16 protein-coding genes are annotated in these 19522 nt (G+C 64.3%); 5 read left to right on the top strand and 11 right to left on the bottom strand.

What is annotated here, in order from left to right; all coding sequences use genetic code 11:
- Positions 1-9: 9 nt before the first annotated feature.
- Positions 10-660 carry an SAF domain-containing protein gene (locus ACT3TS_RS01975; protein WP_444529800.1) on the top strand — a complete coding sequence of 217 codons (651 nt, stop codon included), beginning with the start codon at positions 10-12 and terminating at the stop codon, positions 658-660.
- A 41-nt stretch (positions 661-701) separates the two neighbouring features.
- Here the strand turns inward: ACT3TS_RS01975 and ACT3TS_RS01970 are convergent, their stop codons facing one another.
- The 8 genes from ACT3TS_RS01970 to ACT3TS_RS01935 form a co-directional block, all read right to left on the bottom strand.
- Positions 702-1214 (bottom strand): hypothetical protein, encoded by a 513-nt coding sequence (locus ACT3TS_RS01970; RefSeq protein ID WP_444529799.1) that lies wholly within the window; start codon positions 1212-1214, stop codon positions 702-704.
- Between the two features lie 8 nt (positions 1215-1222).
- On the bottom strand, positions 1223-5428 hold the full coding sequence (locus ACT3TS_RS01965; RefSeq protein ID WP_444529798.1) for an AAA family ATPase: 4206 nt from the start codon (positions 5426-5428) through the stop codon (positions 1223-1225).
- A 109-nt stretch (positions 5429-5537) separates the two neighbouring features.
- Positions 5538-7127 (bottom strand): glutamine-hydrolyzing GMP synthase, encoded by a 1590-nt coding sequence (guaA, locus tag ACT3TS_RS01960; RefSeq protein ID WP_444529797.1) that lies wholly within the window; start codon positions 7125-7127, stop codon positions 5538-5540.
- A gap of 266 nt (positions 7128-7393) precedes the next feature.
- Entirely contained in the window at positions 7394-7939 is a 546-nt protein-coding gene (locus ACT3TS_RS01955) for a DUF3817 domain-containing protein (protein WP_444529796.1), read from the bottom strand.
- 99 nt (positions 7940-8038) lie between these two features.
- On the bottom strand, positions 8039-8935 hold the full coding sequence (locus tag ACT3TS_RS01950; RefSeq protein ID WP_444529795.1) for an SURF1 family protein: 897 nt from the start codon (positions 8933-8935) through the stop codon (positions 8039-8041).
- 150 nt (positions 8936-9085) lie between these two features.
- Positions 9086-9577 carry a PTS sugar transporter subunit IIA gene (locus ACT3TS_RS01945; RefSeq protein ID WP_444529794.1) on the bottom strand — a complete coding sequence of 164 codons (492 nt, stop codon included), beginning with the start codon at positions 9575-9577 and terminating at the stop codon, positions 9086-9088.
- A 158-nt stretch (positions 9578-9735) separates the two neighbouring features.
- Positions 9736-10860 (bottom strand): GuaB3 family IMP dehydrogenase-related protein, encoded by a 1125-nt coding sequence (locus ACT3TS_RS01940; protein ID WP_444529793.1) that lies wholly within the window; start codon positions 10858-10860, stop codon positions 9736-9738.
- Between the two features lie 55 nt (positions 10861-10915).
- Positions 10916-12040 carry a BtrH N-terminal domain-containing protein gene (locus ACT3TS_RS01935; protein ID WP_444529792.1) on the bottom strand — a complete coding sequence of 375 codons (1125 nt, stop codon included), beginning with the start codon at positions 12038-12040 and terminating at the stop codon, positions 10916-10918.
- Between the two features lie 109 nt (positions 12041-12149).
- On the opposite strand from ACT3TS_RS01935, the gene ACT3TS_RS01930 reads away from it, so the two are divergent.
- Positions 12150-12863 carry a hypothetical protein gene (locus tag ACT3TS_RS01930; RefSeq protein WP_444529791.1) on the top strand — a complete coding sequence of 238 codons (714 nt, stop codon included), beginning with the start codon at positions 12150-12152 and terminating at the stop codon, positions 12861-12863.
- 117 nt (positions 12864-12980) lie between these two features.
- Positions 12981-13622, top strand: a complete 642-nt coding sequence (locus tag ACT3TS_RS01925) for a hypothetical protein (RefSeq protein WP_444529790.1) — start codon at positions 12981-12983, stop codon at positions 13620-13622.
- Positions 13623-13688: 66 nt separating this feature from the next.
- On the opposite strand, the gene guaB is transcribed toward ACT3TS_RS01925, so the two are convergent.
- The 3 genes from guaB to groES form a co-directional block, all read right to left on the bottom strand.
- Positions 13689-15200: an IMP dehydrogenase gene (gene guaB / locus ACT3TS_RS01920; RefSeq protein WP_444529789.1), complete on the bottom strand. Its 1512-nt coding sequence runs from the start codon at positions 15198-15200 to the stop codon at positions 13689-13691.
- A 244-nt stretch (positions 15201-15444) separates the two neighbouring features.
- Complete coding sequence (gene groL / locus ACT3TS_RS01915; protein WP_444529788.1) at positions 15445-17052, bottom strand: chaperonin GroEL; 1608 nt, start codon at positions 17050-17052, stop codon at positions 15445-15447.
- A gap of 95 nt (positions 17053-17147) precedes the next feature.
- Positions 17148-17444, bottom strand: a complete 297-nt coding sequence (gene groES, locus ACT3TS_RS01910) for a co-chaperone GroES (protein WP_038464523.1) — start codon at positions 17442-17444, stop codon at positions 17148-17150.
- Positions 17445-17800: 356 nt separating this feature from the next.
- Between groES and ACT3TS_RS01905 the strand changes: the two genes are divergently transcribed.
- Both ACT3TS_RS01905 and ACT3TS_RS01900 read left to right on the top strand, forming a co-directional pair.
- Positions 17801-18676 carry an ATP-binding cassette domain-containing protein gene (locus ACT3TS_RS01905; protein ID WP_444529787.1) on the top strand — a complete coding sequence of 292 codons (876 nt, stop codon included), beginning with the start codon at positions 17801-17803 and terminating at the stop codon, positions 18674-18676.
- Positions 18673-19485 carry an ABC transporter permease gene (locus tag ACT3TS_RS01900; protein WP_444529786.1) on the top strand — a complete coding sequence of 271 codons (813 nt, stop codon included), beginning with the start codon at positions 18673-18675 and terminating at the stop codon, positions 19483-19485. Before ACT3TS_RS01905 ends, ACT3TS_RS01900 begins: the two co-directional genes overlap by 4 nt.
- The last annotated feature ends 37 nt before the right edge of the window (positions 19486-19522 follow it).

The following is a 19522-nucleotide window of genomic DNA, read 5'->3' as shown; positions in this document are numbered from 1 at the left end:
CTTCGGCTTGTGGCACGCCGTCGGCGGCTGTTCGCGGCCCTCCTGCTCTGTGCTGCGGCAGCCATTGCCGTACAACAGCTCACCCCTGCCAGCCCGGCAACCACCACTGTGCTCGTTGCCGCCCACGATCTTCCGGCAGGCCACATTCTTGCCAGGGACGATCTGCTGGCCGCCACGGTTGGTCCGCGCATGGTGCCCGACGGCGCATTGCTGCCGGCTGCTGTCACGGCTGGGTCTGCGGCAGGCGCAGGCCTGCCAGGCGGCTGGGAGGGAGAACAGGTGTCCGGCCCCGTCCGCCGCGGCGAAGTGCTCACGGATGCATCGCTGCTGGGAAACGGCTTGCTGATTGGGGCCCCTTCCGGGAGCCAGGCTGTGCCCCTGCGGTTGAGCGATCCGTCCACCCTCGCGCTGTTGCACCAGGGCCAGCTGGTCACAGTGGTGTTGAGCAGCAGCCAAGGCCTGGACGGGCCCGTCAGCAATGAGGTGCTGGCAGAAAATGTGCCAGTCCTGTGGACACCTTCCCTGGCCAAGTCAGGCGGCGGGCTGCTCCCGGCACAGGACAACGAGGGAATTGTCGTCGTGGCGGCGTCGGCCAGCCAGTCCGTTCAGCTGGCGGGCGCCATCAACCGCGGAAAAGTATTCCTGATCCTGCTGAATTGACGCTCAGGTGGCCGCTTCCCTGTCCTGGTGTCTGGGCCCGGTTAGTTGCGGGCGGCCTTCACGGCCGCGAAATAATTGTTGGGCGCAGGCAAATAGCACAAGCCCACAGCGATGCCACCGAGCACGATCTGTGCCGCGGTGGTCAGGCCCTGCGGCAGGGTGAATCCCACCAGCTGTGTCAGGGTCAGCACCACCAGCATGCCCACCGCAACCCGGGCCCAGGACCGGCCCTTGTGCAGAAACAAGGCAAACAACAAATAAGCGCAGACCGTGGCCACGCCTGCCAAGACCACGGTGATCACACCCATGTTGCGCATGGATTCAACGCTCGGCACGGAACCGCTCATGGTGTCGATCTGGGCTTGAATCGACACGAGGCGGTCAGGCGAGACTGCATAGGCCACGGCCATGACCGAGGCCACGATCTGCACGGCTGCGGCAACAACCAGCAAACTCGCGGCCACCATCACCGGCCGTGGAGCTGCGGGTCTGGGTGTCCCCGTGTTCTTGTCCGTGAACGCGCCCATGCCCGGTATTTTTGGTGGCGTGGCCATGCCCGTCCTCAGCCCCAATGCGGGGGCTTGTTCTCGCGCAGCCATGCGTCATGGCCGCGGTCGGAGGGCGAGTCGCCCCAAGTGTGGTCAGCGTCGTTGGGAGCCACCTTGGGCAGCAAGGTCGAGTCCGTTGCCGGCGCCGCCTTCGTCGTCGTGGAATCGTCGGCTGCGTTGTCGGCCGGCGTCTCTTGTGCCCCACTCACTACTGTCACACTTTCTTCGTTACTCGATGATACTTCCGCATCCTTGGCGGGCTGCGAATCCTCTGTGGCCGCATCCCCCGAGGCCGCATCCTCCGACGGCACGTTTGCGGCATCCCCTGAGGGTGCGCTCTCGTCAGAGGACCGGTCCGGGGAAGCCCCTGTGCGGCGTCGTGAGCGCGGCGAATCCATCACGGCTGTCATTGACGCGTCATCGGATGTACCCAGCAGGGACGTCAGATCGGCATCTCCGCTTGTCGTGGGCAGGCTCAGGTACTTGCCAATCTGGTCGGCACAGCTGGACGGGTCGGTAAAGACTTCAATGGTCCACAGCGGAACATACCGCCAGCCCAGCCGCTCCAGCATCTGCGGCCGCAATCGGCTCCGCTCGCGCACGCTCATGTTCTGGTATCTGGCCGTGCCGTCCGACTCAACAGCCACCGGGTCGGGGATTTCGTGTTCTTCACGGCCCAGCAGCTGCACGGAATCGGGGGCGGCCGCCATGTCCAGGGCACCGTCGTAGTGGTGCCACACACGCGCACCACGGGCACGAAGCCTGTCCGCCAGATCCGCCACCAGGGGGTCCTCGCCGGTGTCACGCTCACTGTCGAGGGCGCGTGTTGCCGGAGTGCCCAGCAGGGAGTTCCCGGCAAGTTCACGGTCCAGCAATTCGAAGAAGTCAACGGCACCAAAACTGAGCCGGCTTTCATCCAAATCCTCGGGACGGAAGCACGTGACAATGTGAATGTGGGTCCGGGCCCGGGTCATGGCCAGGGCGAACTTGGCGCGGCCGTCGGGCTCGGACAAGGGCCCGAAGCCGTGCAGTGCGCGGCCATGCGGGGTGCGCCCAAATCCGAGCGAGAAGATGACCCGGTCCCTGACAAGGCCTGCCGCCCTGTCCACCGTGACAACACGGAACGACTCAGGACCCGAAGCAAAGAATTCGGCCAGCAGCGGATGGTTGGCCATCTGCAGGCGGATGGCCTGGGCCACCCGCACACCGTGGCGTTCGCTGGCCGTGATGATGGCCAGCGATTCGCGAGGCCGCACCCGGGCGTGCTCAAAGACCAGGTCGACAATCCGGTTGACCTCGGCCACCACCGACTCAACACCACCGTCGCCGGCGCCGGGCAGGCCCTTGCCGTCAGGGAGGTAGTCAACGGTGAGTGCGCGTTCCAGTCCTGTCACGGCCCGCCCGTCAGGCAGGCGTTCCAGCTGCGAGTCGTAGAATCCGCTGCTGAGCTGGCGCACCAGGTCTTCGTCAACCGCCCGGTAGGAAACCGTAAGGCGGTGCCGCGGCAACACCCTGGAGAGTGCGCCAAAGACGCTTTCGAGGGGGTGCTGGCCGGAGCTGCGGTCCCCGGGGGCGCCGACGGCAACGCTGAAGCTCTTGGGGCACGCGGTTTGTTCATCGCCAAAGGCAACCACCTGGCCGGCACGGGCCAGGGCCGGCAGCGCCGACTGCAGTGACGTTGATTCGGCATCCAAAATCACGACCGCATCAAAGCGGAAATCTGCCGGGATGGCCGAGGGCACCACCAACGGGCTCAGTGCAAAGACAGGGGCCAGGTTGCGCAGCAGGTCCGGTGCCTGTGCGCCCAGCGCAGTGAGGGACACGCGGCCGTCCTTCAACACGTTCCGGAGCATCTCGCCTTGGCGGTTGCGCCCCGCAATGATTTCCGTCCACTGCTGGGCCAGGCGCCAGCGGATCCGGCCCGGACCGGAGGCGAGGTGTGTTTGGTCCGCCAAGCGGAACTCGGCTTCCAGGCGGCGCAGGTTGTCGCCGTCGGACATGGCAAGGTATTCATCACCGCTGATCATGGCTTCCAGCGCCGACTGCCACCACGCCAGCTCCAGCTCGGAGCCGGTCTGTGCGGCCGGCACCTCGCGGCGGGCCAGGTCGTCGAGCAACTCGCCCAGGCCGTGCTCGCGCATGCCCTCAAGCAGCAGCGTGCGCTCCGGCAGCGTCTCCAAGGATTCCTTGGACGCAACGAGCGCCTCCAGGCGGCCAACGAGCTCGCCGGAGTTGAAATTCAGCAGGTCCCCGCCATCGACGGTGCGCTCCAAAACAGCACCAAGTGACACGAGCTTCTCCCGCAAACCCATGTACGTGCGGCTCAGCTCGGCCAGGCCGGACGGCACGGTGGGGTGGCGCTTGCTCGTGGCAGCCTCCGCCCACAAGGTGCTTTGCTCATTGACCAGCAGCAACGAAGCGTGCAGGTCGGCGATGTGCACGCCGGGGCGGACCAGGTCCTTGGCGTTGCGGCGGAACCGGGCACGCTGCAGGGCTGGCATGTCGATGCCGCGCTCCCGGCGCCAGGCAGCGGTTGCCGTGGCGGCGATCATCTCGTCGGTGGACCAGTCGAAAATGTCGGCATTGAACTTGTCGAGGCTTTCACGAATCGCCACCAGCATGGTCAGCTGACGGCCCCACTCGGCAAAGGAATGGCCTTGGCGGATCTGGCCAAACTCAGCCACTTCACGCATCTTCACGGCAAAACCAGGCACCTGGGCGTACAACTGCTCGGCCAGTGAATACGCCGACTCGGTCTCCTTGCGCGTGACCATGCGGGCGCCGTGCCAGGCACTGCTGACGGCAACCTGGCTGAAGGCACCCAGTTCCGCGGCCCGGCGCAGGCGCGCCGTCAACTCCTTGCGGTCACGAATGCTGTCCAGCACGCTGCGTTTGAGCCGCACAGTGGTGGACGGTGCCGGGTGGATCGAGGTCAGTTCGGCCAGCGATTGCATGGCCTGGTACGGCGAGCAGCCCCAGCGGTCGCGCACATTGTGCAGGCTGGCGACGTGGTCAACCAGCTGGTGGCGGTGGTCAACGAGCGTCTCATGCAGGCTCTCAAGTTTGGGTTCCACAGCTTTTTCGTTCCGGGTGATGGCCCGGATCAGCTGGGACTTGATTTGCTGCGGCCCGGTCTGGGCGCTGAGTTGCAGCAGCAGCGAGTCAAGGTCGTGCTCGGTGAGAATCTGTGCCAGTTCATTGAGCGTTCCGCGGCGTTCGCCCACCACCAGGACACTCTTGCCGTCGTGGACAAGCTGGGCGACGGCGTTGATCGCCGTCTGCGTCTGGCCGGTGCCCGGCGGGGTGGAGACGAGCACCGATTCGCCGCTGCGGATCAGGTCAAGGACATACTGCTGCTGCGGATCGGCGTCCAGCACCAACAGCTCGTCTTTGGGATGGCGGTCATCCAGGGACGCAAACCGGGCAAAGTCCGGTTCCAGCTCCACTGGCAGGACGTCGTCGCCGCTGTGCCGCTGGAGCAATTCCAACAGCTCGCTGCCGGCCGACAGTGCTGGATCGTTCAGGTTCTCAGCCAGGAACGCAAAGGTGGAAACCACAAGTTCGTGTTCCACGACCGCCCCGGGAAGAGGCGCAAGCAGGGCCCGCATCCTGTCCAGCACGGGGGCCGGGTCAAAACGCGCCGTGCTGTACGCCAGCCGGCCAAGGGCTGCGGCGTCAACGTGGATGTTCGAGTGTTGGGCCAGGTGCTTGACCAGGGCAGGGTTCACCTGGGCCTGCTCCATCAGCTGCAGTTCATAGTCGTCCTGCCCCGGGCGCACTGTCAGTGCGACGGCGGCCAGCAGCACGGGTGCGCAAACGTCCTCGCTGTTGGGCCCCGCCACAGCAGACCAGCGCGCCATCCCGGCGCCGAGGTAGCCGACGTCGATCCCGCGGTCGGTGCTCAGTTCAAAGATTTTCGCGCGCAGGGCGGCGGCAGCCTTCTTTGCGGCGGCATAGTGTTCGGGCTCGCGAATCAACGTGGACAGGCGGGTTTTGCGGCCGGCCAAAAGCTGGGCCAGTCCCGATGGGTGGGCGTGCGTGAGAGCGATGCTGCCATGCTCGGTTTTTACGAAGGCAAGAGCAGTGTCCGCGCCTGAATACGAATCCAAGCCAGCAAGCCAGGTTTGGAGTTCCACTGAACTCTCATTGGGGCCTGCAACTTCGGACACGGGTGCCTTCTTCTCTGCACTTGAGCGAAACGGTCTTGACCATACTGACATGTAATTCAGGCTATCGCTCCCAGCCTGCCAATGCCTGCTCGGCACACTGGAGGGCACCACATTTCCCTGTTTTCACAGGTGTGGGCACCCTCCAGCGTCCCTGCGGGAGTTACTCCCACTCAATCGTTCCCGGCGGCTTGGACGTGACGTCCAGAACGACGCGGTTGACGCCGTCCACCTCGTTGGTGATCCGGTTGGAGATCTTCGCGAGCAGGTCGTACGGCAGGCGTGACCAGTCTGCGGTCATGGCGTCCTCGGAGGACACCGGACGCAGCACGATCGGGTGGCCGTAGGTGCGGCCGTCGCCCATGACTCCCACGCTGCGGACATCCGCCAGCAGCACGACAGGCATCTGCCACACTTCGTCGTCAAGGCCGGCTGCCGTGAGTTCGGCGCGGGCAATGGCGTCGGCGTTGCGCAGCAGTTCAAGGCGTTCGCCGGTGATTTCTCCGACAATGCGGATGCCCAGGCCGGGGCCGGGGAACGGCTGGCGGCCCACGATCTCGGGAGGCAGGCCCAATTCGGCCCCAACGGCACGTACCTCGTCCTTGAACAGCGCCCGCAGCGGCTCAACGAGCTCAAAGCGCAGGTCCTCGGGCAGGCCGCCCACGTTGTGGTGGCTCTTGATGTTGGCTGCGCCTTCACCACCGCCGGACTCCACAACATCGGGGTACAGGGTGCCCTGGACCAGGAACTTGATCTCTTCACCCTCGGAGGCAGCCTCGGCCATGATGGCACGTTCGGCTTCCTCGAAGGCGCGGATGAACTCGCGGCCGATGATCTTGCGCTTGGTCTCGGGGTCGGAGACACCGGCCAAGGCGTTCAGGAAGCGGTCCTGCTCGTTGGCAACGTACAAATTGGCGCCGGTGGAAGCCACAAAGTCGAGCTCGACTTGTTCTGCTTCGCCTTGGCGCAGCAGGCCGTGGTTGACGAACACGCATGTGAGCTGGTCGCCGACGGCGCGCTGCACCAGGGCGGCGGCAACAGCGGAATCAACGCCGCCGGAGAGGCCGCAGAGTACCCGGGCATCGCCGATCTGCTCGCGGATCAACGCGACCTGCTCGTCGAGGATGGACGTGGCGGTCCAGTTTTTCTCCAGCTTGGCGCCGTTGAACAGGAAGTTCTCCAGCACCTGCTGGCCGAAGGCTGAGTGCTTGACCTCCGGATGCCACTGGACACCGAAGAGGCACTTTTCCTCGTTGGCAAACGCGGCAACGGGGGCGCCGGCGGAGGATGCCAGCACGTCGAAGCCCTCGGGGGCCTCGTGCACGCTGTCTCCGTGGCTCATCCACGTGGTTTGCTCTGCCGCGGTTGAGGCAAGAATTGAGCGGCCTTCGCCGAGGAGCTGCACCTGGGTTGAGCCGTATTCGCGCTGGCCTGTGTGGGCGACGGTTCCGCCCAGGGCGGCGGCCATGGCCTGGAAGCCATAACAAATGCCCAAGACCGGGATGCCGGCTTCAAACAGGTCGGCACCCACGCTGGGTGCACCCTCCGCGTAGACACTCGAGGGTCCACCGGAGAGGATGATGGCAGCTGGGTTTTTAGCCAGCAACTGCGCAGTTGTATAGGTATGCGGCACGATTTCCGAGTACACATTTGCCTCACGCACGCGGCGCGCAATCAACTGGGCGTACTGGGCTCCGTAGTCCACAACCAGGACGGGCTTCTGGGCAGTCTGGGCCTTAGCGGGAGTAGTCACGGTTCAATGTTAACCCACGCCGCAGCTGCCCGGTCCCGGCGCCGCCCTTTCAGTGACCAGTTACTCAAAACCGGCCGTCATGACCAGCACTCCCGCCGCTTTGGCGGCTAAACCCGAAACGCTCCCGCAGTGAACGAACTGCGAGAGCGTTAGCGAAAAACCTGCCATTGCTGCGAGAGCGTTGTGCGGGAGGGGAGGGCGACGCCGGACAGGGCCTTCCCTGCGGTCGGAACCTCCCGCCGTCGTGCTTCATCCGGCAGCTGCGCTTAGTAGCGCTTTCCGGCCTTGGGATTGGCGGCAACCTCGGCCAGCACTTCCTTGTGGACCTTGCCTTCAACAATGAACGAGAGGAAGGGAACGACGCCACCGAGGGCGATGAGGATCAATTTGCCGAAGGGCCAGCGCATGAGCGTCCACAGGCGGAAGTCGGCGATCAGGTACACCACGTACATCCAGCCGTGAATGATCAAGACCATGGTTGACAGGTTCACCCCGCCGGTGACCGCCATCAGGCCCTCGTCAATGTTGACAAGGCCCAGACCGTGCGGGGCGCCCGCGGTGTCCGTGCCACCGGCGACAAGCACACTCTGGAATCCGTAGCGCAGCACAAGCTCCACGACCAGCAAGAGCAGCATGGTTCCTGTTGCGTAGGCGAGCACCTTGTAGAACTTCAAGGCGCTGAGGATCTGTGCCGGGGTGCCGCCAAAGCGACGTTTCGGGGTTGCCTTGGCTTTCGCCGTGGGGGCTGCGGCCCTGGACCCTGCGGCCTTGGACTCCGCGGTCTTGGACTCGTTGTTGTTGGGCTCGGTCATGGTGCCGGCTCTCCTCATTCTGTGCTGGGTTTCAGACTGTCCAAAAATCCAGCCTGTGCAAATTCTCAGTCGGTGCTAATTCAAATTCGGTGCCACTAACTAGTTGGCGTCAATTCCCGCCCGGGGACCGGCGCTGTGGTCTCCGCCGTCGGCATCGTCGTCGTCTTCGGCGTCGACGTCGTCTTCATCGTGGTCAGCGTCGTCTTCGGCGTCGATGTCGAACAGTTCGTCCTGGTCGCGGCGATAGTCGTCTGCAACCAGGCGCCACCACAGGAACACCGCAAAGCCGGCAAACAAGACCCATTCAGCCGAATAAAAGATGTTCAGCCAATTGATCTTGTCGTTTTGGTCGGTGGCTGTGACGGTGATTGGCACCAAACCCCCGGCCTTGCCTGAAGCGCCCACGTCCTTGCCATCAAGGACTTCACTGTGGGACACAATGAAGGCCGAATAGGTGCTGACGGACCAAATGTTTGTCAGTTCAGCCGATGACAAGGCCTTGACTTGGCCTTCGGGAAGGTCTTTGGCCAGTTCCGGCCCTTCCGAGTTGAGCAGCCTGCCTTCAATCGAGAGCTGCCCGGCCGGAGCAGTTGGCACATTGTCCGGGGATGCGGTCCATCCTCTGGCCACCGGGATCACAACCTCCTTGGTCGCTGCGGTTCCGACGGGCGGGACCGCGCCGTCCACCGCAAACGCCGTAACCACCCAGTAGCCTTCCTCGCCGTCCTGCAACCGCGAGGGCACCAGGACTTGTTTGCCCGGGTCAAATTGACCCTGGGCTGTGACCAGCTGCCCCTCGGCGGTGCCGAGCATGGGCTCGCCCGGATCCATGATGTCGTGGAGGGGCTGGACCTGCTCCGTCACCGACGGCGGAGCCACATCCTTCTCCAATGAACGGGAGAACTGCCACTGGCTCAGAAGAACGAAGGCGGCGGCCACGGCAAGCGCAAACGCCAGCGCGGCTATCCATTTGGGCTTAAGGGCAGTTTTCAACACCCTTCAACGGTACTTCGTAATCGCGTAGAACAACGAATGCACCAGGAAAGGACCAATTGGGAGGCGTGGCCGGGCCGCGGCTCCGCTGGGGCCCGCATTGCAGGTGCCTCGGCGGCCGAACAGGGGAAGAATTTGGGGAGGAACTGGTGCCTAGTGGTCGAAGAACACCAGGGTGGAGTTGATCAACTCGGCAATAACCTCGGCATCGTGGGCCCGCCGCAGGGACTCTCGGAAGTTTTCCTTGAACAAGGACCGGGCCAGGGTGGCCAGCACTTCCAGATGCGCGGAGAACGAGCTGTCCGGGGTGGCAATGAGCAAGATCACTGTTGCGGGTCCGTCCACCGCACCAAAATCCAGGCTGTAGCCGAACTTTGTAATGCCCACGGCAATGGAGATTTCCTTGGCGTGCACGCTTCTGGCGTGTGGCAGCCCGACCCCGCCAGGCAGACCCGTCGCCATCTGGTGTTCCCGGGCGTTGACATCGCCAAGAAAGCCGTCCAGATCCGAGATCCTGCCCTGCTCAAACAGCTTGGCAGCCAATTGGGCGGCCGCGTCCTCCTTGGAGTCGGCTTCCATCTCCAAAATCACCAACCCGGGGTTGGTCAATTCCGTGTCGTAGCGTTCCAGTGAACCCGATGTCATTAGTGCCTTTCCGCAGCGTAAAAAGACTTGTCCCCTCCCCCAGTCTAGCCTCACGGCCCGTGCCCCTTGGGGTCGGTCCGGAACCGCCGCCAAACTCCAAGCGCCCCGGTCCACACGGGACGGGGCGCTCGGGATACAACGGACCAGACACTGTAAAACTAGGGCGAAACGATGACCTCAACCCGCTGGAATTCCTTCAGGTCCGAATAGCCGGTCGTGGCCATTGCGCGGCGCAGGGCACCAACCAGGTTGGCGGAACCGTCGGCGTTGCGGGCGGGACCGTGGAGCACTTCTGCCAGCGTTCCCACGGTTCCCATGTTTACCCGGTGTCCGCGCGGGAGTTCCTGGTGGTGTGCTTCCGCACCCCAGTGCCAGCCCTGGCCGGGAGCTTCGGAGGCACGCGACAGCGCGGCCCCGAGCATCACGGCATCGGCGCCCATAGCGATGGCCTTGACGATGTCACCGCTGGAGCCCATGCCGCCGTCGGCAATCACATGCACATACCGTCCACCTGACTCATCCATGTAGTCACGGCGGGCCGAGGCCACATCGGAAATGGCACTGGCCATGGGCGACCGGATGCCCAGCGCGCGGCTCGTGGTGGTGGAAGCCCCGCCGCCGAAGCCCACAAGGACGCCGGCGGCACCCGTGCGCATCAGGTGCAGTGCCGGGGTGTAGCCAGCCGCGCCGCCAACGATGACGGGGACGTCGAGCTCGTAGATGAACTGCTTGAGGTTCAGCGGTTCGGTGGTTTTGGAGACGTGTTCGGCTGAAACGGTGGTCCCGCGGATCACGAAGATGTCAACGCCTGCGGCAATGACGGTCTTGTAAAACTCCTGTGTGCGCTGTGGCGTCAAGGAGCCGGCCACTGTCACACCGGCGGCACGGATCTCGGCCAGGCGGGCTGTGATCAGCTCGGCCTTGATGGGCTCATTGTAGATTTGCTGGAGACGCACAGTGGTCTCGGGATCCATGACCGAAGCCTGCAGCAGCGCGATTTCATCCAGCAGCGGCTGCGGATCCTCGTACCGGGTCCACAGGCCTTCCAGATCAAGGACGCCCAGGCCGCCGAGCTTGCCGAGCGCAATGGCAGTCTCCGGGGACATGACCGAATCCATCGGCGCACCGAGGACGGGAATATCAAATTGGTAGGCGTCGATCTGCCATTTCACTGACACATCCTGCGGGTCGCGGGTACGCCGGGAAGGCACAATCGCAATCTCATCCAACGAATATGCGCGGCGTCCGCGCTTTCCACGGCCAATCTCAATCTCATAAGTCACGCCACCCACCCTATCCCAGCGGAGGCCCGAGCCATTAAAAAAGGCTCACGTGATGCTAACGACCGCCGTCGGAAGCCGTTTGCAGGGCCTGGGCCGCCGCAGTTTCCAGCACCGCAATCGCTTCAACCCGCAAGGCCATGGCGGCAAAATCCGGTTCGGCCGCGGCGCCCACAAGCTCCGTCAGGGCGTCCCAGTGTTCCCCCAGCGCCCGGTATTGGGCGGCTGTCTCCTGCAACCCTGCACGTTCGACGCCGGACAAACCGTCCCCGGCCAGCGCCACCTCCTCCAGGAATTGCGCATACAACGGACGCAGGGCTCCGGGCCCGCTGTACCGTCGCCCGGCCAACAGCCCGTGCAGCATGGCCATGCCGGACCGGGACCGCTCGGGGTCGGCGAAAATCCGCAGCCAGCCCCGCTTGGAGCGGCTGTCGGTGAGCCGCTGGGCCCAGGTGTGCATCCCCAGGATGCCAAAATTCTTTGCGTAGCCGGGCGGGATTCCGGGGGGCGCCTGTTCCGAAAGCAGTTCCTTCGAGGTTTGGGCCATGGCCTGCCGCAGCCCGTCAAGCGTCAACGCCGCGCTGCCGTCCCAATCGCCGCCGTCCGTTTCCCCGCCGCCCGCCACCACTTGGGCCTGCCAGTGCTTGTCCGCCTTGCGCGAGCCGCGCGCCTGCGCCAGCGCGGCGGAACTGATCCGCTCCAGCCGCCCGCCGCCGTCGTCGATCAGGTAATCCCCGCCATCGCGGGACACAACGGCCACATCCACCGAATCCATGTCGGCCAGCGGGTCCGCTGCCACCCACGGCAGTTTGCCGCGCACAACACGCACGACGGCGGGAACTCCGGTTTCCAGGGCAGCGTCCAGCCGGCCCCGGGCGAGGGAGACGCTGCCGGTCTGCTGGATATTGACGGCGGCACCGCAGCGCTGCAACAGGTTCTCAGTGTACGGTCCGGGATGGAACCTGGTGACGGCCGAAGCCGTGGTGGTGTCCTTGTATTCAAAGGTGAAGATCATGAAGCCGATGCCGCCGGCCAGCCCTGCCAGCATGGCCTCGGTGAAAGGGGCGTCCGTGAAGGGGCTGCGCACGCCGGACGCGGCCAGCACCCTGGTCCAAAGACCGGCGTCCCCATGGGAATATTCGGTGCGGGCGTCATAGGCGGGAAGGTCAGGGGCGGCAGGCATGCGTTGATTCTAGCCGTGATGGACATTGCCAGGGTGGGCGGGGCCGGAGCGGGCGGTGTGGGGAGGCCTCCCCGTCGCGGCTTCACGGCACGGCCCATAAACTGGGGGCATGACGTTTCAGCCCGGCCCGCAGGACCCCGCATGCCGGGCTTACACCCCGGCCGCAGCAGTCCACCGTGTGCCGGTGCCCGTGCAGCCGGCCGCTTTTGTGCGTCCGCTCGACTACTGGCTGAACTCGGACGCGGCCCGCATGGCGCCGGCGCAGGGCCCGTCGGCCCTGCGCGACATGGCCTGGGCATACGGCCAGTGGCAGGGCCTTGCCGGCACATGCACAGGTTTGGGGCTGACGCTGCTCGGGGGCGGGCTGCTATCCCTGGCCATGCTGGACGGTTTCCCCGCTTTGTGGCTGTGTTTGCTCGTGGCGGGCCTCGCCTTGCTGTCCACGGGAGTCCTGGTGCGCAGACTGAAGCTGCCAAAGATCGCGCGTGTAAAACAGCCGCCGTTATCCCGTGCCCCGGGGACCTTGGCCTCCGGAGTGGGGCTTGCCGCCTTCATGTCCGCGGCCTTGGGGGCTCCCCTGGCGCTGGCACTCGCCGGTTGGCTCGAACAAGGCCCCGGTCCGGCGTTCTCATTTTTCGCCGTGCTGCTGCTGGTGGTCCTCGGCACAGTCAGCGCCTTTGCCGTGCCTTCCTATTTCGCCCAACATGCACGGCGTGACTTTCGTGCCCGCATCGACAATAACCAGGCGCTCCGCCAGGAGCTTGAAGCGCTTTCGTGTTCTTGGCGGGACACGTCCGGGAACAGAAATTTCGGTCCGCTGTAGCTTGCGCCCTCCCCAACCCCCGCTCCGCTCGGCCGGGGCCCCTCGGCCGCTACCGCTTGCGCCCTCCCCAGCCCCCGCTCCGCTCGGCCGGGGCCCCTCGGCCGCTACGCTTAGTCCATGACTGACACAGAACTTCGCATGACGGACCACGAGCTTCTTACCTTGTTGTCCATGACCCCGACCGAGTCGGCCGCCGTCACGCTGGGGCTGCTCCGCCTCGACCAGCATGGAGACAACGAACTGCTCCACAATGCGGGCCTCACCACCTTGATGGTGCGAGGAATGGCAGAGCCCCAAGGCGAGAGTATCGTACCGGTGGAAAAGGCTGCGGTCGTGGGTTCCGTCCTTTCCCAAGCCCAGGAATGGCTTGAAATCTCGCTGACCACACCGACCAGCAGCCACGTGCTCTTCGCCGTGGGATCCAACGTTGGTGCCGTGTTGCTGAGCATCAGTCCCCACGGCGTGCATGACATCCAGCCCATCGAATCCGGCCCCGCCATGCTCGAACTGGGCATCCACCTCGGCAATGAGTACCTTACGGGCGCCGCCGAGGGCCTGCCTGCCACAGCCGTGATCCGGCGCCTGCGCGTCGACGCCGAGCCCGTCGTGGCCCAGCTGACAGCCGTGGAGGCTGGCGATTGGGTGCTCCGCAGCGGCACCGAATCGGAATTCACCGAGCACAGCCACCCCGCAACCGAGGCCATGGCCCAGTTCAAGGCGACGCTGGAAGCCGAGCCGGCACCCGGCCGCCGGGCTTAAAGCAGACCGGCGGCCAGCCACCCTTCTTGCGAAAGGTGGCCGGCCGCCGTCGTGCTTAAGCCGGAATTACTTGTTGTAGTTCGGCGCTTCCACGGTCATGGTGATGTCGTGGGGGTGGGATTCCTTCAGGCCGGCGGCAGTGATGCGGACGAATTTGCCGCGCGCCTTCAGTTCGGGAATGGTCGGGGAGCCAACATAGAACATGGTCTGGCGCAGGCCGCCAACCAGCTGGTATGCCACCGATGCCAGCGGGCCGCGATAGGCCACACGACCCTCGATGCCCTCGGGGATGAGCTTCTCGTCGCCGGCAACATCAGCCTGGAAGTAGCGGTCCTTGGAGTAGGACGTGTTGTTGCCGCGGGTCTGCATGGCACCCAGCGAGCCCATGCCGCGGTAAGCCTTGAACTGCTTGCCGTTGACAAACACCGTCTCGCCCGGGGACTCCTCGGTGCCGGCCAAAAGGGAGCCGATCATGACCGTGTCGGCGCCGGCAACCAGTGCCTTGCCGATGTCTCCGGAGTACTGCAGGCCGCCGTCGGCGATCAATGGCACGCCGGCCGGGATGGCAGCCTTGGCCGATTCGTAGATGGCGGTGATCTGCGGGACGCCGACGCCGGCAACGACGCGGGTGGTGCAGATGGAGCCCGGGCCGACGCCGACCTTGATGCCGTCGGCACCGGCGTCGATCAGGGCCTGGGCGCCTTCGCGGGTTGCCGCCTGGCCGCCGATGACATCGACGTGGGCAGCTGACTTTTCGCTCTTCAGGCGCTGGATCATTTCCAGCACACCCTGGCTGTGGCCGTTGGCCGTGTCAACGAACAATGCGTCAACACCGGCGTCCACGAGTGCCATGGCACGCTCGTAGCCATCACCAAAGAAGCCAATGGCGGCACCAACGCGCAGGCGGCCTTCGTCGTCCTTGGTGGCCAGCGGGTACTGCTCCGCTTTCGCGAAATCCTTCACCGTGATCAAGCCGCGCAGGACGCCGGCGTCGTCAACCAGCGGGAGCTTTTCAATCTTGTTCTTGGCCAGCAGGCCGGAGGCGTCTTCGCGGCTGATGCCAACCTTGCCGGTGATGAGCGGCATGTGGGTCATCACGTCCCGGACCAGGCGCGTGGAGTATTCGCTTTCCGGAATGAACACGGTGTCGCGGTTGGTGACGATGCCCATCAGGCGGCCGGCTTCATCAACCACTGGCAGGCCGGAGACGCGGAAGCGGGAGCACAGCACATCAAGTTCGGCGAGCGTGGCGTCCGCTCCGACTGTTACGGGGTTGGTGATCATGCCCGACTCGCTGCGCTTGACCAGGTCAACTTCTTCGGCCTGTCGCTCAATGGAGAGGTTGCGGTGGACAACACCCAACCCGCCCTGGCGGGCCATGGCGATGGCCATGCGGGATTCGGTCACCGTGTCCATCGCGGCTGAGAGAAGCGGGGTCTGCACGCTGATGCGCTTGGACACCTGTGAACTGGTGTCGGCTTCGGAGGGGATGACATTGGTGAACCCGGGGAGGAGCAGCACATCGTCATACGTCAGGCCAACAAAGGCGAAGGGGTCATGGATTTCAGACTGGGACACGAAGGCTCCTTGGCGGGGGTAGAACCATTGGGGGTGTGCATCCGATGGCCTGTTCCGTGATTACGAAGCTGGCCTGTGCGTTGCTTACAGTCTAAAACGAAAGACGCTGATGCCCTATTCCCGAGTGATGTGTCACAGCGGGGTGCCCCTGAGAAGCAAAAAAGACGGCGTTTGCGGTTAAAGCCGGTGGTGTACCTGTGGCTTTAACCGCAAACGCCGTCCCTAGTGAAAGGAGCGCCGCCTGCTAGTGCTGGTGTGCTGCTTCTTCGTCCTCGGCAGGCTTGTCCGTCACGAGAACTTCGGTGGTGAGCACCAAGGCCGCGATGGAGGCCGCGTTGCGCAGGGCCGAACGGGTGACCTTGACGGGGTCGATGACGCCGTCGGAGATCAAGTTGCCGTATTCGCCGGTGGCGGCGTTGAAACCGAAACCGTCTTCGAGTTCGCCAACCTTGGCGACCACAACGTAGCCGTCATGGCCGGCGTTCTGGGCGATCCAGCGCAGCGGCTGGGCAACAGCCTTGCGAACGAGCTCGATGGCAGTTGCCGCATCGCCGGTCAACGCCAGAACCGAAGCGTCGTCGTCAAGGGCCTTGGCGGCCTGGACCAGTGCGGAACCGCCACCGGCCACAATGCCTTCCTCCAAGGCTGCACGCGTTGCGGACACGGCGTCCTCAATGCGGTGCTTCTTTTCCTTGAGCTCGACCTCGGTGGCTGCGCCAACCTTGATCACGCCGATGCCGCCGGCCAGCTTGGCCAGGCGTTCCTGCAGCTTTTCCTTGTCCCAGTCGGAGTCGGTGCGCTTGAGCTCAGCGTGCAGCTGGGCCACGCGGTCGGACACGTCGTCCGCCGTGCCGGCACCGTCAACGATGGTGGTGTTGTCCTTGGTGACCGTGATGCGGCGAGCCGTACCCAGTACTTCAAGGCCAACCTGGTCCAGGGACAGGCCGATCTCCGGAGAGACAACCTGGGCGCCGGTCAGGATCGCAATGTCCTGCAGCATGGCCTTGCGGCGGTCGCCGAAGCCCGGAGCCTTGACGGCAACAACGTTCAATGTGCCGCGCAGGCGGTTCACGATCAGCGTGGACAGTGCCTCGCCGTCGACGTCTTCGGCAATGATGAACAGCGGCTTGTTGGCGGCAAGCGCCTTTTCCAGCAGCGGCAGGAATTCCTGCAGGTTGGAGATCTTGCCCTGGTTGATCAACACCAGTGCATCTTCCATGACCGCTTCCTGGCGTTCCGCGTCGGTGACGAAGTACGGGGACAGGTAGCCCTTGTCGAACTGCATGCCCTCGGTGAGGACCAGTTCGGTGGAAGTCGTGGAGGACTCCTCGATGGTGATCACACCATCCTTGCCGACCTTTTCGAACGCCTCGGCGAGCAGGTCGCCGATTTCCTGGCTCTGCGCGGAGATGGCGGCAACTTCTGCAACCTGTCCCCCGCCAACCGGGCGTGCGTTCTCCAGCAGGCGCGTGGCAATGGCTTCAACGGAAACCTGGATGCCGCGCTTGAGCTCGCCGGGAGCCGCGCCTGCAGCAACATTGCGCAGGCCTTCCTTGACCAGTGCCTGTGCCAAAACGGTGGCGGTGGTGGTGCCGTCGCCGGCAACATCGTTGGTCTTCGTGGCAACTTCCTTGGCCAGCTGTGCGCCAAGGTTTTCGTAGGCGTCTTCCAGCTCCACCTCACGGGCGATTGTCACGCCGTCGTTGGTGATTGTGGGAGCACCCCACTTCTTGTCCAGTACTACGTTGCGACCGCGCGGGCCGAGGGTCACCTTGACGGTGTCCGCCAGCTTGTCGATACCGGCCTCGAGGGCCTTCCGGGCGCTGTCATTGAATGCAAGCTGCTTAGCCATGCGGTGTATGTCCTTTCACGCAAAGACCCCGCGTTCGTGACCCAAGAACGGTCCCGGTCGCGGGGCTTTACAAAGTGGTTACTAGACGAAAGCCGTTACTTAACGACGATGGCCAGTACGTCGCGGGCCGACAGAACGAGCAGCTCTTCGCCGCCGGTTTTCACTTCGGTTCCACCGTACTTGGAGTAAATAACAACGTCGCCAACGGCAACATCGATCGGGACACGGTTGCCATTGTCATCGACACGGCCGGGTCCAACTGCCACAACTTCGCCCTCCTGGGGCTTTTCCTTGGCAGTGTCCGGGATAACCAGACCGGACGCGGTGGTCAGCTCTGCTTCGAGCTGGCGGACAACAATACGATCCTCAAGAGGCTTAATAGAGACCGACACTCGGACCTCCCCTTCACATGCGTAAATTCTATGGATGGCTGGCAGTCTTCCCCGCCATGTTTTATGGAGACCAGCCGTCGTCGCGGTGCCGGAGGTGCTCCCATGGCCAAGAAGATAAGCAGTTAGCACCCTCAGGGCGAGAGTGCTAACTCGACTCTAGGGAATCGATTAGCACTCGGTCAAGGCGAGTGCCAGATTTGACCTGAAATGTACGACGGCGGCGGGCCGGGTTTCGCTCACGGCGCACCCCTGCGCCCCCTTCTGCAGGTGCGGACGTTGCAGCAGCAGCGGCGGTGCTGGCGGTGCGTCCTCATAATTGCTTGTTTACCCGGCGGAGCGGGTGCAAGGATGAGCCCATGACCACGAGTCCTGTGCAGGTGCGCGAGCTGAAGAAGTCGTACGGCAGCTTCAGCGCTGTCGATGGCGTCACCTTCGACATCCAAGAGGGCGAAACGTTCGCCCTGCTGGGCCCCAACGGTGCGGGGAAAAGCACCACCATTGAAATCCTGGAGGGCTACCGGAACAGGACCGGCGGTGACGTCCGGATTCTGGGCACCGACCCGCAGCACGGCGGACTGGAGTGGAAAGCCAAGCTGGGCATAGTCCTGCAATCCACCGGCGAGAGCGGCAACGTCACCGTGCTGGAACAGCTGAATCATTTTGCCGGTTACTACCCACATCCCCGCAGCGTTGCCGAGGTGATCGAGGCCGTGGGCCTGGGCGCGAAGGCCAAAACCCGGATCAGCAAGCTCTCCGGCGGGCAGCGCCGGCGGGTGGACGTTGCGCTGGGCATCATTGGCCGGCCCAAATTATTGTTTCTGGATGAACCAACCACCGGTTTTGACCCGGAGGCCCGCCGCCAGTTTTGGGGCCTGGTCAACCAACTCAAGGACGAAGGCACCACCATCCTGCTCACCACCCACTACTTGGATGAGGCGGCAAGCCTCGCGGACCGTGCCGGGGTGATCATCGGCGGTAAATTGGTGGACATCGGGCCCATTGATGACATTGGCGGGCAGGAGGCAAAGGTGCCCCTCGTGCGGTGGCGGCAGGACGGCGTCGTCCGTGTTGAGCGGACCACAACGCCGGCCGCACTGGCCGCACGGCTTTATGTGGAGCAGGGCGGCGAGGTGCCGGGGCTGGAAATCACCCGGCCAAGCCTTGAGGACATTTATCTGGACATGGTCGGGAACCATTCAGCTTCCGCGCTCGACAATGGGGGCGCGGCATGAGGACCCTGCAGCTGGGCACGTCGCGCATCGGCTATGAACTGAAACTGTATTTCCGGCAAGGCGACTCCGTTTTCTTCACGTTCCTGTTCCCCATCCTGATGCTGTCGGTGTTTGCGGTGGCTTTCAGCACCAGCGGCAACATCGGGGCCGCCCCGGACGGCAGCGGCGGCATCACCTTTGCGGCGTTTTACGTTCCAGGTATGGTCGCTGCGGGCATGCTGCTCAGCGGGGTGCAAAACCTAGGCGTGGACATCGCTGGGGAAAAGGGCGATGGCACGCTCAAGCGCCTGGGCGGCACTCCGCTGCCGGTGTTCTCCTACTTCATGGGCAAGATCGGCATGGTGCTGGTCAGCTCGGTGTTGCAGGTGATCCTGCTGCTGCTCGTGGCCCGCTTCGCGTTCAATGTTTCACTGCCCACCGACCCCGGCAAGTGGCTGACGTTTGCGTGGGTGTTCCTGTTTGGCGTGATCACCAGCTGCGTCCTGGGCATCGCACTCTCGGCGCTGCCGCGGACCGGCAAGAGCGCCACTGCCGTGGTGATTCCGATCGTGTTGCTGCTGCAGTTCATCTCCGGGGTGTACCTGAACTTTGCGCAGCTGCCGGTATGGCTGCAAAACATTGCCAGCATCTTCCCGCTGAAATGGATGGCCCAGGGCATGCGCGCCGTGTTCCTGCCGGCGTCGTTTGAGGCGGCCGAGCCCGGTGGCGCATGGGATCTGGGGCTCGTGGCCCTGGTCATGGGCGTGTGGCTGGTGGTGGGCCTGGTCCTGTGCCGCATCACGTTCCGCTGGATCCGCAAGGACACCTGACACCCTGCACGGCGGTGCCGGGGCTGGTTCCTTCTTT

This window comes from Specibacter sp. AOP5-B1-6 (assembly GCF_052376555.1).
Lineage (GTDB): Bacteria > Actinomycetota > Actinomycetes > Actinomycetales > Micrococcaceae > Specibacter.
Note: the sequence above shows the minus strand (reverse complement) of the source record. Positions and strands in the feature narration are given on the sequence as shown.

What these genes read in the sequence shown, in the direction of transcription:
- ACT3TS_RS01945 (WP_444529794.1), bottom strand. Translation starts at nt 9,577, where the DNA reads ATGACATCGGGTTCACTGGAACGCTACGACACGGAATTGACCAACCCC.
- ACT3TS_RS01965 (WP_444529798.1), bottom strand. Translation starts at nt 5,428, where the DNA reads ATGTCAGTATGGTCAAGACCGTTTCGCTCAAGTGCAGAGAAGAAGGCA.
- ACT3TS_RS01930 (WP_444529791.1), top strand. Translation starts at nt 12,150, where the DNA reads ATGACGTTTCAGCCCGGCCCGCAGGACCCCGCATGCCGGGCTTACACC.
- ACT3TS_RS01955 (WP_444529796.1), bottom strand. Translation starts at nt 7,939, where the DNA reads ATGACCGAGCCCAACAACAACGAGTCCAAGACCGCGGAGTCCAAGGCC.
- ACT3TS_RS01970 (WP_444529799.1), bottom strand. Translation starts at nt 1,214, where the DNA reads ATGGCCACGCCACCAAAAATACCGGGCATGGGCGCGTTCACGGACAAG.
- ACT3TS_RS01925 (WP_444529790.1), top strand. Translation starts at nt 12,981, where the DNA reads ATGACTGACACAGAACTTCGCATGACGGACCACGAGCTTCTTACCTTG.
- ACT3TS_RS01935 (WP_444529792.1), bottom strand. Translation starts at nt 12,040, where the DNA reads ATGCCTGCCGCCCCTGACCTTCCCGCCTATGACGCCCGCACCGAATAT.
- ACT3TS_RS01905 (WP_444529787.1), top strand. Translation starts at nt 17,801, where the DNA reads ATGACCACGAGTCCTGTGCAGGTGCGCGAGCTGAAGAAGTCGTACGGC.
- ACT3TS_RS01900 (WP_444529786.1), top strand. Translation starts at nt 18,673, where the DNA reads ATGAGGACCCTGCAGCTGGGCACGTCGCGCATCGGCTATGAACTGAAA.
- groL (WP_444529788.1), bottom strand. Translation starts at nt 17,052, where the DNA reads ATGGCTAAGCAGCTTGCATTCAATGACAGCGCCCGGAAGGCCCTCGAG.